This is a genomic window from Thauera sp. GDN1, assembly GCF_029223545.1.
Lineage (GTDB): Bacteria > Pseudomonadota > Gammaproteobacteria > Burkholderiales > Rhodocyclaceae > Thauera.
Genome location: NZ_CP097870.1, coordinates 1,107,791 through 1,121,297 on the forward strand (window position 1 = coordinate 1,107,791; position 13,507 = coordinate 1,121,297).

14 protein-coding genes are annotated in these 13,507 nt (G+C 69.1%); 10 read left to right on the forward strand and 4 right to left on the reverse strand.

Annotation, left to right across the window (positions count from 1 at the left end; translation table 11 throughout):
• Positions 1–16: 16 nt before the first annotated feature.
• The 3 genes from CKCBHOJB_RS05055 to CKCBHOJB_RS05065 form a co-directional block, all read right to left on the reverse strand.
• Positions 17–1,603 (reverse strand): acyl-CoA ligase (AMP-forming), exosortase A system-associated, encoded by a 1,587-nt coding sequence (locus CKCBHOJB_RS05055; protein WP_281050926.1) that lies wholly within the window; start codon positions 1,601–1,603, stop codon positions 17–19.
• A 176-nt stretch (positions 1,604–1,779) separates the two neighbouring features.
• Positions 1,780–3,036: a cyclopropane fatty acyl phospholipid synthase gene (cfa, locus tag CKCBHOJB_RS05060; protein WP_281050927.1), complete on the reverse strand. Its 1,257-nt coding sequence runs from the start codon at positions 3,034–3,036 to the stop codon at positions 1,780–1,782.
• A 16-nt stretch (positions 3,037–3,052) separates the two neighbouring features.
• Positions 3,053–3,244, reverse strand: coding sequence for a hypothetical protein (locus tag CKCBHOJB_RS05065; RefSeq protein WP_281050928.1), 192 nt, complete (start codon positions 3,242–3,244; stop codon positions 3,053–3,055).
• 67 nt (positions 3,245–3,311) lie between these two features.
• Here CKCBHOJB_RS05065 and dnaX point away from each other — a divergent pair, with 67 nt between their 5' ends.
• From dnaX to CKCBHOJB_RS05110, 9 genes are all read left to right on the forward strand, one after another.
• Positions 3,312–5,441, forward strand: coding sequence for a DNA polymerase III subunit gamma/tau (gene dnaX, locus CKCBHOJB_RS05070; protein WP_281050929.1), 2,130 nt, complete (start codon positions 3,312–3,314; stop codon positions 5,439–5,441).
• A gap of 93 nt (positions 5,442–5,534) precedes the next feature.
• Complete coding sequence (locus tag CKCBHOJB_RS05075) at positions 5,535–5,858, forward strand: YbaB/EbfC family nucleoid-associated protein (protein ID WP_281050930.1); 324 nt, start codon at positions 5,535–5,537, stop codon at positions 5,856–5,858.
• A 13-nt stretch (positions 5,859–5,871) separates the two neighbouring features.
• Positions 5,872–6,465 carry a recombination mediator RecR gene (recR, locus tag CKCBHOJB_RS05080; RefSeq protein WP_281050931.1) on the forward strand — a complete coding sequence of 198 codons (594 nt, stop codon included), beginning with the start codon at positions 5,872–5,874 and terminating at the stop codon, positions 6,463–6,465.
• A gap of 184 nt (positions 6,466–6,649) precedes the next feature.
• Positions 6,650–7,243 (forward strand): ubiquinol-cytochrome c reductase iron-sulfur subunit, encoded by a 594-nt coding sequence (gene petA, locus CKCBHOJB_RS05085; protein ID WP_281050932.1) that lies wholly within the window; start codon positions 6,650–6,652, stop codon positions 7,241–7,243.
• Between the two features lie 3 nt (positions 7,244–7,246).
• Complete coding sequence (locus CKCBHOJB_RS05090; protein WP_281050933.1) at positions 7,247–8,515, forward strand: cytochrome bc complex cytochrome b subunit; 1,269 nt, start codon at positions 7,247–7,249, stop codon at positions 8,513–8,515.
• Positions 8,512–9,267, forward strand: coding sequence for a cytochrome c1 (locus tag CKCBHOJB_RS05095; RefSeq protein ID WP_281050934.1), 756 nt, complete (start codon positions 8,512–8,514; stop codon positions 9,265–9,267). The genes CKCBHOJB_RS05090 and CKCBHOJB_RS05095 overlap by 4 nt, the downstream gene beginning before the upstream one ends.
• A 107-nt stretch (positions 9,268–9,374) precedes the next feature.
• Positions 9,375–9,971 carry a glutathione S-transferase N-terminal domain-containing protein gene (locus CKCBHOJB_RS05100; RefSeq protein ID WP_004325185.1) on the forward strand — a complete coding sequence of 199 codons (597 nt, stop codon included), beginning with the start codon at positions 9,375–9,377 and terminating at the stop codon, positions 9,969–9,971.
• 64 nt (positions 9,972–10,035) lie between these two features.
• Entirely contained in the window at positions 10,036–10,500 is a 465-nt protein-coding gene (locus tag CKCBHOJB_RS05105; RefSeq protein ID WP_281050935.1) for a ClpXP protease specificity-enhancing factor, read from the forward strand.
• A gap of 9 nt (positions 10,501–10,509) precedes the next feature.
• Complete coding sequence (locus tag CKCBHOJB_RS05110) at positions 10,510–11,013, forward strand: bacteriohemerythrin (RefSeq protein ID WP_281050937.1); 504 nt, start codon at positions 10,510–10,512, stop codon at positions 11,011–11,013.
• A gap of 24 nt (positions 11,014–11,037) precedes the next feature.
• Here the strand turns inward: CKCBHOJB_RS05110 and CKCBHOJB_RS05115 are convergent, their stop codons facing one another.
• Positions 11,038–12,300 carry a D-amino acid dehydrogenase gene (locus CKCBHOJB_RS05115; RefSeq protein ID WP_281050938.1) on the reverse strand — a complete coding sequence of 421 codons (1,263 nt, stop codon included), beginning with the start codon at positions 12,298–12,300 and terminating at the stop codon, positions 11,038–11,040.
• Positions 12,301–12,504: 204 nt separating this feature from the next.
• On the opposite strand from CKCBHOJB_RS05115, the gene CKCBHOJB_RS05120 reads away from it, so the two are divergent.
• Entirely contained in the window at positions 12,505–13,506 is a 1,002-nt protein-coding gene (locus CKCBHOJB_RS05120; protein WP_281050939.1) for a class 1 fructose-bisphosphatase, read from the forward strand.
• Position 13,507: the final 1 nt, after the last annotated feature.

The following is a 13,507-nucleotide window of genomic DNA, read 5'->3' on the forward strand; positions in this document are numbered from 1 at the left end:
CCCACAGGGGAGGGCCTCAGCCGGCGAGTTCGGTGGCCAGCGCCTTGCGGTCGATCTTGCCGTTGGGGTTGCGCGGCAGCGGGCCGTCGCGCACCTCGATGCGCCCCGGCACCATGTAGGCCGGCATGCGGATGCGGCATTCGGCGAGCAGGGCATCGGTGTCGAGGGTGCCGCCGGCGGGCGGGGTGGCGATGACGACGATGCTCTGGCCGAGGGTGTCGTGGGCCACGCCGAAAGCCGCGCATTCGCCGACCAGCCGGGTGGCGTAGAGGATCTCCTCGACCTCGGTCGGGCTGACGCGGTAGCCGGAGGTCTTGATCATCTCGTCGCGGCGGCCGATGAAGTACAGGTAGCCTTCCTCGTCGCGGCGCACGGTGTCGCCGGAGAACACCGCGATCTCGGGCAGCACCAGCCCGCTCTGGCGGCCGGGGGCCTTGGCGGGCAGGGGCTTGAAGCGCTCGGCGGTCTTCTCCGGGTCGTTCCAGTAGCCCATCGCGACCAGCGCGCCGCGCTGCACCAGTTCGCCCGGTTCGTTGGGCGCGCATTCGCTGCCGTCCTCGCGCAGCACCATGATCTCGGCGTTGGGGATGGCCTTGCCGATCGAGTCGGGGCGCACGTCGGCCTGCTCCGGCGGCAGGAAGGTGGCGCGGAAGGCCTCGGTGAGGCCGTACATCAGGAAGGGCCGGGTCTTCGGCAGCATGCCGCGCAGCGTGGTCAGCGTCTCCAGCGGCATGCGGCCGCCGGTGTTGGCGATGTAGCGCAGGTGCTCGGTGATGGTCTCCGGCCACTGCAGCTGCGAGAGCTGGATCCACAGCGGCGGCACCGCGGTCAGGCCGGTGACGCGCTCCTTTTCCACCGCCTTCAGCACGTCGCGCGGCATCAGGTAGTTGAGCAGCACGACGCGCGCGCCGCTGTGAAAGGCGGTACTGAGCTGCGAGAAGCCGGCGTCGAAGGACAGCGGCAGTGCGGCGAGCAGGGTGTCGCCGGCGTGGTTGCCGAGGTACTGGGCGACGCTCTTGCCGCCGGCGACCATGTTGCGATGCGACAGCACCACGCCCTTGGGCCGCCCGGTGCTGCCCGAGGTGTACAGGATCGCGGCGATGTCGGTGTCGATGACGCGATGACCGGCGGCGGGCGGCGCGGCACACAGCTCGTCCCAGCGCAGCACGCTGGCGCCGGGCAGCTCGGGCAGCACATCGACCTTGCCGGTGAGCACGACGTGGCGCAGGTCGTGGCAGCCGGCCAGCGTGTCGCGCAGGGTGGCGAAGCGCTCGGGCGAGGTCAGCAGCACGCGCACGTTGCAGTCCTGCAGGATGTAGCCGACCTGCTCGGCCTTGAGGATCGGATTGACCGGCACGAACACCCCGCCGGCGGCGCTGGTGCCGAAGAAGGCGGTGACCGTCTCCGGGCGCTTGTCGAGGTAGATGCCGACGCGCTCGCTGCGCTCCAGGCCGAGGCCGAGGAGGCCGCTGGCGAAGCGGCCGACCGCGGCGTCGAGTTCGGCGTAGCGCTGCGTGGCGCCGGAAAAGCTCAGCGCCGGGGCGTCCGGCGCGCGTCGGGCGGAGGCGGCGATCAGGTGGTGGAGCAGGGTGGTGTTGTTCATGGCGGCCGGGTGAGCAGGAGAAAGGCCGGTCCGCACGCGGGCGAACCGGCCTGGGGCTTGGTCCGACAAAAGGTTAGCGCCCTGGCAGTCCATTCACAACGGAAGTCGATCACGGTGCGGCAGGGCGGCGCGCAAGGATCGGGCGTCCGACTCCGCCGAGGCGCAGGTGCGGGCGCTCAGGCCGGACGGCGGTAGCCGCTTGCGACGCCGCCGGGCGACAGCACGATCTGCCACAGCTGGTTGGTGCGCGCGCGGAAGGTGCCGGCGCAGGCGAGCAGGTAGTAGCGCCACATGCGCCGGAAACGCTCGCCGTAGCGCTCGGCGAAGTGCGGCCAGGCGGCCTCGAACCTGGCGTGCCAGGCCATCAGCGTGCGGTCGTAGTCTGCGCCGAAGTTGTGTACGTCCTCGATGACGAAGTCGTCTTCGCAGGCGTCGGCGATCTGGCCGAGCGCGGGCAGGTCGCCGTTGGGGAAGATGTAGCGCTCGATCCATGGGTCGGTAGGCGTGCGGCGCAGGTTCTTGCCGATGGTGTGGAGCAGGAACAGGCCGTCGTCCTCGAGACTGCGCCGCGCCATCGCGAAGAAGGCGCGGTGGTTCTTGGCGCCGACGTGTTCGAACATGCCGAGCGAGGCGATGCGGTCGAAGCGCTCGCCGCCGTCGTCGTTGAACTGGCGATAGTCCTGCAGGCGGAAGCGCACCGGCAGGCCGGTGCAGCGCGCCTGGCCGTATTCGGCCTGCGCGCGCGAGATGGTGAGGCCGACGCAGTCGACGCCGTAACGCTGGGCGGCGAACTTCATCAGGCTGCCCCAGCCGCAGCCGATGTCGAGCAGGCGCATCCCCGGTTCCAGCCCCAGCTTGCGGCACACGAGGTCGAGCTTGGCGGCCTGCGCGTCGTCCAGGGTGTCGGCCGCGGCCCAGTAGCCGCAGGTGTAGGCCATCGACGGCCCGAGCATGGACTCGAAGAAGTCGTTGCCGAGGTCGTAGTGCGCTTCGCCGACCTGCCAGCTGCGGCGCAGGTTCTGCAGGTTGAAGAGGCGCGCACGCAGGCCCTGCACCAGCAGCGCGGTGCCGCCGACCTTCTCGTCGAGGCGGGCGCGCAGCACGCGGGCGATGAATTCGTCCAGCCGCGCGCAATCCCACCAGCCGTCCACGTAGCTCTCGCCCAGGCCGAGACTGCCGCGCGCGAGGATGCGATCGGCGGTTTGCGGGTGGTGGATGACCATGTCCCACGGCCGGGCACCGTCGATGCCGACGTCCGCCTCGGCCAGCAGCGCGGCCATCGCGCGCAGCGAAGGGTCGTCGCGCGACGCGGGCGGCAGCGGTCGCAGACGCGGGCGCAGGCTGGGGCGGGCGTCCTCGTGGTGAGCGCCTTCGCGCGGCGCATGGGGGCGCAGCGCAGCGCGAGGTTCCGGCGCGGGCGGCAGGTTCGCCATCGGCCGCTCCGGGGACTCAGTGGCTTTCGGCGTACTCGGCCCACACCTCGCACAGGAGGTCGAAGAGGGCGTCGAAGTCTCTTGCGTTCGGGTTCATGCTCGGCTCCTTCAGCGCGGGCAGAGCACCCTGCCCGACATGCTCAGGATAGGTCGCAGGTGTGGATCGATCCAATCGATCGAGGCCATGCCGGTCATTGGCAGCCTTCATGATCCGGGCCGCCCACGCTGGCGATCGGGCCCGGCCGCGCGCTGCCGCTCTGCTAGAATCGCCCGCCATGAGCTATCAGGTCCTCGCACGCAAGTGGCGGCCGAAGTCCTTCGGCACGCTGGTCGGTCAGGAGCACGTCGTGCGTGCGCTGACGCACGCGCTCGCCACCGGGCGGCTGCATCACGCCTGGCTGTTCACCGGCACGCGCGGCGTGGGCAAGACCACGATCAGCCGCATCCTGGCCAAGGCCCTGAACTGCGAGACCGGCATCACGCCCGAGCCCTGTGGCGTGTGCGACGCCTGCCGCGCGATCGACGCCGACCGCTTTCCCGACTACGTCGAGATGGACGCGGCCTCCAACCGCGGCGTGGACGACATGGCGGCCCTGCTCGACAAGGCGGTGTATGCGCCGGTGCAGGGGCGCTACAAGGTCTACATGATCGACGAAGTGCACATGCTCACCGGGCACGCCTTCAACGCCATGCTGAAGACCCTCGAGGAGCCGCCCGAGCATGTGAAATTCATCCTCGCCACCACCGACCCGCAGAAGATTCCGGTGACGGTGCTGTCGCGCTGCCTGCAGTTCAACCTCAAGCAGATGCCGCAGGGCCACATCGTCGATCACCTGACCCGCATCCTGCAGGCCGAGGCCGTGCCCTTCGAGCCCGGCGCGCTGCGCCACCTGGCCAAGGCGGCGGCGGGCTCGATGCGCGACGCGCTGTCGCTGCTCGACCAGGCGATCGCGCATGGCGCGGGCAAGGTCGAGGAGGAGCAGGTCACGCACATGCTGGGCACGGTGGGTGACGATCACCTGTATGCGGTGCTGGATGCGCTCGCCGCCGGCGACGTGGCGGCGCTGCTCGCGGTGGCCGACGGCATGGAGGCGCGCAGCCTGTCCTTCGACGCCGCGCTGCAGGCGCTGGCGACCCTGCTGCACCGGATCGCGCTCGCGCAGTACGCGCCCGAGGCGATCGGCGACGAGGTCGAGCGCGCGCGCGTCCTGGCGTACGTGGAGCGCTTCGACGCGGAGTTCCTGCAGCTCGCCTACCAGATCGCGATCCACGGCCGCGACGAACTGCCGCTGGCCCCCGACGAGTACACCGGGTTCACGATGACGCTGCTGCGCCTGCATGCCTTCCGGCCCGAGCAGCCGGCGGCGCTCGGCGGGCCGGGCGTGCAGCCGGGCCCGGCGGGGCAGGCGCGGGAGATCGGTGGCGGGCCGGGCGCAGTCGCGGGCAAACCCGTGCCCACGGCGCGCGGTGCTGCGGCGGGGCCGGCTGCCCCGCAGGCATCGGCGCCGCCGACCGTTTCAGCGCCCCCTTCCGCATCGCCCGCGCCTGCCGCGGGCGCGGGCTCGCCTGCGACCCCCGCTCCGCCTTCCGCATCGGCTGTTGCCCCTGTGGGAGCGGGCGCGCCCGCGAACCCGGCGGTGCCGCTGCGCCACCGCGGTGACGCACCGGCCACGGTTTCCGTGGGAGCGGGCGTGCCCGCGAATGCGGCGCCGGCCGCCGCGACGGTCGAGCAAGACGTCCCGCCCTGGGAGGATCTACCCGCCGAGGCCTATGCCGACGACGATGGCCGCCCCGCCCGCGCCGAGCGCATGCCGATGGCGGACGAGGACGTCGCGTCGCGCCCCCGCTCCGCACCTGCGCCGCGCACGTCCGTCGCGGCGGATTCCCAGGCAGCCCGCCGCCCCGACGGGCGGGGCGCCAGCCGTGTAGCGGACGGCGGCCCCGGCCCAGGCTCCGTCCCCGTCGTCACGCCCGCGGCCCCGCCGGCTACCGGCCCGAGCGGCGATGCCGAGGCCCTGCTGGCGCTCGGCGACTGGCGCGGCCTGATCCGCGCGCTCGGACTCGGCGGGCTGGTGCGCGAACTCGCCCAGCACTGCGAGTGGGTCGAGTGTGGCGACGAGGGCCTGCACCTGCGCCTGTCGACCACCCACCGCCACCTGCTCGACATGAACCGCGGCGCGGCCGAGCGCATCCAGGACCAGCTTTCCGTGGCGCTCGGCCGGCCGCTGAAGCTGCGCATCGAGATCGGCGACATCGCCGGCGAGACCCCGGCGCAGCGCGACGCCATCGAGCGCCGGGCGCGCCACGCCGATGCGGTGGCGGCGCTGGAGGCCGATCCCTTCGTGCGCGAACTGATCGAACGCTTCGACGCCACTCTCGTCGAGAGCACGGTGAAGCCCTTGTAAGCACGCGGCGCGCGCCTCGCCGCCATTGGCACGGCGGCGCGCCGAACCGTGTGTCCCCCTTGCCCAATCAATTGATCCAGTGGAGAAATCACCATGATGAAAGGCGGTATCGCCGGCCTGATGAAGCAGGCCCAGCAGATGCAGGAAAACATGAAGAAGATGCAGGACCAGCTCGCCTCGGTCGAGGTCGAGGGCCAGTCCGGCGCGGGCATGGTCAAGGTGCTGATGACCTGCAAGTACGACGTGCGTCGGGTGTCGATCGACGAGTCGGTGATGGACGACAAGGAGATGCTGGAGGATCTGGTCGCCGCCGCGCTCAACGACGCGGTGCGCAAGGTCGAGACCGCCACCCAGGAGAAGATGGCCAGCGTCACCGCCGGCCTGAATCTGCCGCCGGGCATGAAGCTGCCGTTCTGAGCGCGCGCCGAAGATGTCGCCTTCCAGCCTCGACGAGCTGATCGAGGCCCTGCGCTGCCTGCCCGGGGTGGGGCCGAAGTCCGCCCAGCGCATGGCCTACCACCTGCTGCAGCGCGACCAGCGCGGCGCGGCGCGGCTCGGCCATGCGCTGCTGCATGCGCTCGAGGTGCTGCGCCACTGCGAGCGCTGCAACACCTTCGCCGAGGAGGCGGTGTGCCCGCGCTGCGCCAATCCGCGCCGCGACCCCGCGCTGCTGTGCGTGGTGGAGATGCCGGCCGACCTGGCGATGATCGAGCAGACGCAGTCCTACAACGGCCTGTACTACGTGCTGATGGGCCGGCTGTCGCCGCTCGACGGCATCGGCCCGCGCGAGCTGCGGTTCGACAGGCTGATCGCGCGCGCCACCGAGGAGGGCGTGCGCGAGGTCATCCTCGCCACCAACTTCACCAACGAGGGCGAGGCCACCGCCCACACCGTGGCCACGCTGCTGTCCGCGCGCGGGGTCAAGGTGAGCCGGCTGTCGCGCGGCGTGCCGGTCGGCGGCGAGCTGGAACACACCGATACCGGGACGATCGCCCAGGCCCTGGTGGAGCGGCGATCGGTCTGAAATCGGATGTTGCGTTGCAGAAAAGCGACGCCCCGATTACCCGCCAGCGATGCCGGTTTTCGTGCGGAAAGCCTTGTTCCTGCTGGAGATGCGCGGTTTGCGCTTTCTCTGCTGCGGCGTCTTCGATATAATCGCCCGGTTATTTGTATCCAGGTCTTTCGTTTTCCTTTTTGGGAAGAGGGTCATGAGCGTTGATCAAAAGATGGACAGCAGCCGCCGCACCCTGCTGCTGGCGACGTCCGCCGCTGGCGGCGTGGCCGCAGTGGCGACCGCGGTGCCGTTTGTTGCCAGCCTGACGCCGTCCGAGCGCGCCAAGGCAGCCGGTGCTCCGGTGGAAGTGGATGTGAGCAAGCTCGCGCCGGGCGAGATGATGACTGTGGAATGGCGCGGCAAGCCCGTGTGGATCCTGCGTCGTACCCCCGAGATGCTGGCTTCGCTCGACAAGACCGACGACAAGGTCAGCGATCCGGCTTCCGACAAGCCGATGCAGCCCGAGTACGCCAAGAACAAGCATCGTTCGATCAAGCCCGATTACCTCGTTGCCGTCGGCATCTGCACCCACCTGGGCTGCTCGCCTTCCGAGAAGTTCAAGATGGGCGCCGAGAGCGGCATGGGCGCGGACTGGCCCGGTGGCTTCCTGTGCCCCTGTCACGGCTCGATCTTCGACCTCGCCGGTCGCGTGTACAGCAGCATGCCCGCGCCCGACAACCTCGAGATTCCGCCGCACCAGTACCTCGCGGACACCACCATTCTTGTTGGCGAAGACGGGAAGGCCTAAGCGATGACTACGAAATCCCAAGCCGTTCTCAACTGGATCGATGAGCGCTTCCCGCTCACGTCCACCTGGAAGGCGCATCTGTCCGAGTACTACGCGCCGAAGAACTTCAACTTCTGGTACTTCTTCGGCTCGCTGGCGCTGCTGGTGCTGGTCATCCAGATCGTCACCGGCATCTTCCTGGTGATGCACTACAAGCCGGATGCCTCGCTCAACGCCTCAGGTGTGCCGGTGGCCTTCGCCAGCGTCGAGTACATCATGCGCGAGGTGCCGGGTGGCTGGCTGATCCGCTACCTGCACTCGACCGGTGCCTCGGCCTTCTTCATCGTCGTCTACCTGCACATGTTCCGTGGTCTGCTGTACGGCTCGTACCGCAAGCCGCGCGAGCTGATCTGGATCTTCGGCACCCTGATCTTCCTGGTTCTGATGGCCGAGGCCTTCATGGGCTACCTGCTGCCGTGGGGACAGATGTCGTTCTGGGGCGCCCAGGTGATCGTGAACCTGTTCTCGGCGATCCCGGTGATCGGTCCGGATCTGTCGCTGGTGATCCGCGGTGACTTCGTCGTCTCCGACGCCACCCTGAACCGCTTCTTCTCCTTCCACGTCATCGCCGTGCCGCTGGTGCTGATCGGCCTGGTGCTCGCGCACATCGTCGCGCTGCACGAAGTCGGCTCGAACAACCCCGACGGCGTCGAGATCAAGAAGAAGAAGGATGCGAGCGGCAAGCCGCTCGACGGCATCCCCTTCCACCCGTACTACACGGTGAAGGACATCGTCGGCGTCGTGGCCTTCCTGTTCTTCTTCAGCGCGGTGGTGTTCTTCGCGCCCGAAGGCGGCGGCTACTTCCTCGAGTTCAACAACTTCATCCCGGCCGACCCGCTGAAGACCCCGCCGCACATCGCGCCGGTCTGGTACTTCACGCCCTTCTACTCGATCCTGCGCGCGGTGACCTATCCGCTGTTCGGTCTCGATGCGAAGTTCTGGGGTGTGGTGGCGATGGGTGCGTCGGTGGTGATCATCGCCTTCCTGCCCTGGCTGGACCGCAGCCCGGTGAAGTCGATGCGCTACAAGGGGCCGATCTTCAAGATCGCCGTGGCCATCTTCGTGGTGTGCTTCTTCATCCTCGGCTACCTGGGCGTGCTGCCCCCCACCCCGGGTCGTACGCTGGTGTCGCAAATCTGCTCGGTGCTGTATTTCGGCTTCTTCCTGCTGATGCCCTGGTACAGCAAGCTCGACAAGTGCAAACCCGAACCGGAAAGGGTGAATTTCAAATGAAGATGCGTCTACTCAACCTGATCAAGCGAGCGGCGGCGGTGCTGCTGTTCGCGCCGGCGGTCGCGATGGCGGCAGGCGCGGTGCTGCACCTGGACAAGGCGCCGGTCAGCAACGACCCGGCGGCCCTCCAGCACGGCGCCAAGCTGTTCGTGAACTACTGCCTGAGCTGCCATAGCGCGAGCTTCATGCGTTACAACCAGCTCGAGAACATCGGCCTGGGCGAGCAGGAGATCCGCGACAACCTGATGTTCACCGGCGAGCGCGTCGGCGACCTGATGAAGATCGCGATGCGTCCGGCGGAGTCGAAGGTGTGGTTCGGTGTCGCGCCCCCCGACCTGACCCTGGTCGCGCGTCAGCGCGCGTCCGAGTTCGGCAGCGGTGCCGACTGGCTGTACACCTACCTGCGCCAGTTCTACCGCGATCCGGCCCGCCCGACCGGCTGGAACAACGTGATCTTCGCCAACGTCGCCATGCCGCACGTGTTCTGGCAGCTCCAGGGCGAGCAGATCGCCAAGGTGACGCAGAATGCCGACGGCACCACGTCGACCGCGCTCGAGCTGGTGAAGCCGGGCGTGATGTCGCCGGCGGAGTACGACAAGGCGGTCGCCGACCTGGTCTCCTTCCTGGTGTGGATGGGCGAGCCGGTGGCCGACAAGCGCAAGACGATCGGCACCGTCGTGCTGATCTTCCTCGCCGGCCTGTTCGTGCTCAGCTACGCGCTGAAGAAGAACTACTGGAAGGACATTCATTGATCCCAGTCGCCACGGCCCCGAGGGCCGGTTAGTGCGGTACTGACCCAGACGCACCACGCGGTACCGCGTGGTGCGCTTTTGCTTTTGAATTCCGGAGTCGCAACACCATGATGAACCTGTATTCGGGCACGACCGATCCCTTCAGCCACCGCTGCCGGATCGTGTTGTTCGAGAAGGGCATGGATTTCGAAGTCATCGACGTCGATCTCTACAACAAGCCCGAAGACATCGCCGTGATCAACCCGTACAACCGCGTCCCGGTCCTCGTCGACCGCGACCTGGTCCTGTACGAGGCCAACATCATCAACGAGTACATCGACGAGCGCTTCCCGCATCCGCAGCTGATGCCGCCCGACCCGATCATGCGTGCGCGGGCCCGCCAGCTGCTGCACACCTTCGAGCAGGAGCTGTTCACCCACCTCGAGGCGCTGGAAGCCGCGCAGAAGGGCGTCGACAAGGTCCGCGCCCATGTGCGCGACCACCTGACCCAGCTCGCGCCGGTGTTCACCAAGCAGAAGTACATGCTCGGCGAGGAGTTCTCGATGCTCGACGTCGCCATCGCCCCGCTGCTGTGGCGCCTGGAGCACTACGGCATCGAGCTGCCCAAGGCCGCCGCGCCGCTGATGAAGTACGCCGAGCGCATCTTCAGCCGTCAGGGTTTCATCGACGCGCTGACCCCGTCCGAAAAGGTCATGCGGCGCTGATCCGCCCGACCGCAACCAGGCCGTGCCGCGCCCCTGCGGGCGATGCACGGCCGCCGGAGAGCCGATGAGCACAGTCTCGACCAAGCCCTACCTGATGCGCGCCATCTGGGAATGGTGCGTGGACCAGGGTTTCACGCCCTACCTCGCCACCCTGGTGGATGAGAATACCCGCGTGCCGCCGGGCTATGCGCGCGACGGCCAGATCGTGCTGAACCTGGCGCCGGACGCCACCGGACAGCTGCAGATGGCCAACGACTACGTCAGCTTCCAGGCCCGCTTCGGCGGCGTGGCGCATTCGCTGGTGATCCCGGTCGCCAACGTGATCGCGATCTACGCCCGCGAGAACGGCCAGGGCATGGCCTTCGAGCCCGAGCTCGAGACCGACGAGGCGGCCGAGGACGAGGCGGCCCCCGCGGACGAAGGCGTGGAAGACATGGCCGAGACCACCGCCGCGCTGCAGCGCGAGCAGGAGCCGCCCGCTGCGCCGCCGCGGCCGCCGCGCGGCAGCCACCTCAAGGTCGTCAAGTAAGGATCGCCCATGCCCAGCCTGACCTGGAACGATGCGCTCAAGAACGATCTGGCGCCGATGGACCAGACCCACCGCGAGTTCGTCGACTGCTACAACGCGGTCGCATCGGCCTCGCCGGAAGACTTCCTGCCCGCGTTCGATCGCCTGCTCGAGCACACCGTGGCGCATTTCGAGCTCGAGAACGGGTGGATGGCGGCGGTCGATTTCCCCGGCTGCCACCGTGGCGAGCACGATCGCGTGCTGGCGGTGATGCGGGACATCCGCAAGCGCGTCGAGAAAGGCGACATGTTCCTCGGGCGGCGCCTGATCGAGGAGCTGCCGGCCTGGTTCGAGAACCATGTGAACGGAATGGATGCCGCGCTTGCGTTTCACCTGACGTCGATCGGTTTCGACTTCGAGCAGGGCGCACTCGAGCCCCTGGCCGAAGGTGAGACCCGTGCTGCGGGCTGCGCCTGCGCCACCCTGAGCGGCGCCGACGAAGGCTGCGCGACCACGACCCCGAACGCCGCCTGAGGCAGGCGCCGGCGCGCGGCGCCTTCAGGCGCCGAGGAAGGGGAAGTCCACCGGCGGCCGGCGCCCGCACATCAGCTCCGCCAGCGCCGCGGCCGAACCGCAGGCCAGCGTCCACCCCAGCGTGCCGTGGCCGGTGTTGAGCCACAGGTTGGGGTGGCGGCCGCGCCCGATCAGCGGCACGTTGCCCGGCGTCGCCGGGCGCAATCCCGCCCAGTGTTCCGCACGGTCGATGTCGATCGCGCCGGGGAAGCGGCTCGCCGCCCATTCCAGGATGCCGGCGATCCGCTCCGGCCGGATCCGCGTATCGAAGCCGTTGAGCTCGGCCGTGCCGGCGATGCGCAGGCGCGAGCCGAGCCGCGAGCACACGATGCGGCGCGACTCGTCGGTCAGGCTCACGCTCGGCGCCCGCGCCGGGTCGAGGACCGGCGCGGTGATCGAGTAGCCCTTGACCGGATAGATCGGCAGGTGCTCACCCAGGCCCGCCAGCAGGCGCGGTCCGTGACTTCCCAGGCACACCACCCAGGCGTCGGCGTGCAGGATCTGCGCTTCGCCGTCCGCGCCGCGCACCTCGACGCCGGTGATGTCGCCGCCACTGCCCGCGGAGCGCAGGCGCAGGATCTCGGTGTCCCAGTGCAGGGCCGCGCCCTGCGCCGCGACATGCGTGGCGAGCGCCTGGGTGAAGCGGCAGGCGTCGCCCGACTCGTCTGCCGGCGCGTACAGGCCGCCCGCCAGGCTGGCCGATCCCGCGCCGAGCGCAGGCTCGATCGCCAGGCATTCGTCGTGCCCGCACACCCGCGCCTCGATGCCGAATCCGGCCAGCATGCGCGCGCGCGCCGGCGCCTGGGCGAACTCTTCCGCGCTGTAGAACAGATGCAGGATGCCGCGCTCGAGCTGGTCGTACTCGAGGCCGAGCCGTGCGCGCAGCGCGCGCAGCTGCCGTCCGCTCCAGGTCGCCAGCGCCGCCACCGCGCGCGTGTTGCGATGCGCGCGCGCGGGCAGGCACTCGAGCAGGAAGCGCGCACCCCACAGCCACTGCGCCGGGTCGCGGGTCGGCCGGAACATCAGCGGCGCGTCGTCGCGCCCGAGCCAGCGCAGGATCTGGCGCGGCGCGCCGGGATTGGCCCAGGGTTCGGGATGGCTGATCGAGATCTGCCCGCCGTTGGCGAAGCTGGTCTCGCGTGCGGCCTCGGGCTGGCGGTCGACCAGGCTGACGCGGAAACCCGCCTGCTGGAGGTACCAGGCCGTGGTCACGCCGGACAGGCCGGCACCGAGAACCATCACGTGCATGGGCGGGGGTTGCGTGAGGAGGGTGGGCGGAGGCAAGGGGCGGGACCTGCGGGAAGGCCGTCGATGATACCCCCAGCCGCGGTGCCGAGAAACCGCGCCGGGGCCGGCAATCGTGCGCGGCGATACGCTTTTGTCCGTGCGCTGAGGGCGTGGAACCGCGATAATTCGCGCCTGTCCGTTCCATACGCTTTCACGGAGTCCCCCATGCGCCGAGTCACCCTAACCCAGTTCCTGATCGAGCAGCAGCGCGCCGGGCGCGTCAACCCCGAGCTGCGCCTGCTGATCGAAGTCGTCGCGCGCGCGGTGAAGGCGATCAGCGTCAACGTCTCCAAGGGGGCGCTCGCCGGCGTGCTCGGCGAGGCCGGCACCGACAACGTGCAGGGCGAGGCGCAGAAGAAGCTCGACGTCATCGCCAACGAGATCCTGGTGCAGGCCAACGAATGGGGCGGCCACCTCGCCGCGATGGCCTCGGAAGAGGTCGAGACCGTGTGCCAGATCCCCTTCGACTATCCGAAGGGCGGTTTCCTGCTGCTGTTCGATCCGCTCGACGGCTCCTCGAACATCGACGTGAACATCTCGGTCGGCACCATCTTCTCGGTGCTGCGCAACCCGCCCGACCATACCGAGCCGACCGAGGACGACTTCCTGCAGCCGGGTCGCGAGCAGGTCGCCGCCGGCTACGCGGTGTATGGGCCGTCTACCCAGCTCGTGATCACCGTCGGCAACGGCGTGCACGGCTTCACGCTGGACCGCGAGATGGGCAGCTTCATCTACACCCAGCCCTTCATGACCATCCCGGTCGATACCCACGAGTTCGCGATCAACGCTTCCAACGCGCGTTTCTGGGAGCCGCCGGTCAAGCGCTACGTCGACGAGATGACGCTGGGCAGGAGCGGTCCGCTGGGCAAGGACTACAACATGCGCTGGGTGGCCTCCATGGTCGCCGACGTGCATCGCATCATGACCCGCGGCGGCGTCTTCATGTACCCGATGGACGAGAAGTGCCGCGCCAAGGGCGGCAAGCTGCGCCTGATGTACGAGGCCAACCCGATGGCGATGCTGGTCGAGCAGGCCGGCGGCGCGGCCTCCACCGGCCGCGAACGCATCCTCGACGTGCAGCCGACGCAACTGCACCAGCGCGTGCCGGTGATCCTCGGCTCCCGCAACGAAGTGGAGCGCGTGGTCGGCTACCACAAGGGCGCCTGAG

Excerpts from the sequence above, each read along its gene's own strand:
- CKCBHOJB_RS05055 (WP_281050926.1), bottom strand. The coding sequence starts at position 1,603 with ATGAACAACACCACCCTGCTCCACCACCTGATCGCCGCCTCCGCCCGA.
- cfa (WP_281050927.1), bottom strand. The coding sequence starts at position 3,036 with ATGGCGAACCTGCCGCCCGCGCCGGAACCTCGCGCTGCGCTGCGCCCC.
- CKCBHOJB_RS05065 (WP_281050928.1), bottom strand. The coding sequence starts at position 3,244 with ATGAAGGCTGCCAATGACCGGCATGGCCTCGATCGATTGGATCGATCC.
- dnaX (WP_281050929.1), top strand. The coding sequence starts at position 3,312 with ATGAGCTATCAGGTCCTCGCACGCAAGTGGCGGCCGAAGTCCTTCGGC.
- CKCBHOJB_RS05075 (WP_281050930.1), top strand. The coding sequence starts at position 5,535 with ATGATGAAAGGCGGTATCGCCGGCCTGATGAAGCAGGCCCAGCAGATG.
- recR (WP_281050931.1), top strand. The coding sequence starts at position 5,872 with ATGTCGCCTTCCAGCCTCGACGAGCTGATCGAGGCCCTGCGCTGCCTG.
- petA (WP_281050932.1), top strand. The coding sequence starts at position 6,650 with ATGAGCGTTGATCAAAAGATGGACAGCAGCCGCCGCACCCTGCTGCTG.
- CKCBHOJB_RS05090 (WP_281050933.1), top strand. The coding sequence starts at position 7,247 with ATGACTACGAAATCCCAAGCCGTTCTCAACTGGATCGATGAGCGCTTC.
- CKCBHOJB_RS05095 (WP_281050934.1), top strand. The coding sequence starts at position 8,512 with ATGAAGATGCGTCTACTCAACCTGATCAAGCGAGCGGCGGCGGTGCTG.
- CKCBHOJB_RS05100 (WP_004325185.1), top strand. The coding sequence starts at position 9,375 with ATGATGAACCTGTATTCGGGCACGACCGATCCCTTCAGCCACCGCTGC.
- CKCBHOJB_RS05105 (WP_281050935.1), top strand. The coding sequence starts at position 10,036 with ATGAGCACAGTCTCGACCAAGCCCTACCTGATGCGCGCCATCTGGGAA.
- CKCBHOJB_RS05110 (WP_281050937.1), top strand. The coding sequence starts at position 10,510 with ATGCCCAGCCTGACCTGGAACGATGCGCTCAAGAACGATCTGGCGCCG.
- CKCBHOJB_RS05115 (WP_281050938.1), bottom strand. The coding sequence starts at position 12,300 with ATGCACGTGATGGTTCTCGGTGCCGGCCTGTCCGGCGTGACCACGGCC.
- CKCBHOJB_RS05120 (WP_281050939.1), top strand. The coding sequence starts at position 12,505 with ATGCGCCGAGTCACCCTAACCCAGTTCCTGATCGAGCAGCAGCGCGCC.